The 213-nt window shown below is 50.2% G+C and carries 1 protein-coding gene; it reads left to right on the forward strand.

What is annotated here, in order from left to right:
• Nucleotides 1–213 (forward strand): aminotransferase class V-fold PLP-dependent enzyme (locus PGX78_RS09435; protein WP_270446713.1); only part of this gene is annotated, 213 nt, incomplete at both ends.

Below are 213 nucleotides of genomic sequence, written 5' to 3' on the forward strand. Positions count from 1 at the left end.
ACTCGTTGGCGACAATCATGACCCCTCTCATCGCCGGCGGCACGGGGAGTCTGTCACATACGGAAGAAATGCCTGACTTTCTTCCCGACCGTTTCGAATCGGGTACTTTAAACCTGCCCGGAATCATAGGCCTTCATGCGGCCCTTGACTTTATCAAAGCGGAAGGTATGGAAAATATCCATCATAAAGAAATGGTTCTTACGGCCCGTTTCT

The organism is Megasphaera sp. AF13-6AC, assembly GCF_027685385.1.
GTDB lineage: Bacteria > Bacillota > Negativicutes > Veillonellales > Megasphaeraceae > Megasphaera > Megasphaera micronuciformis.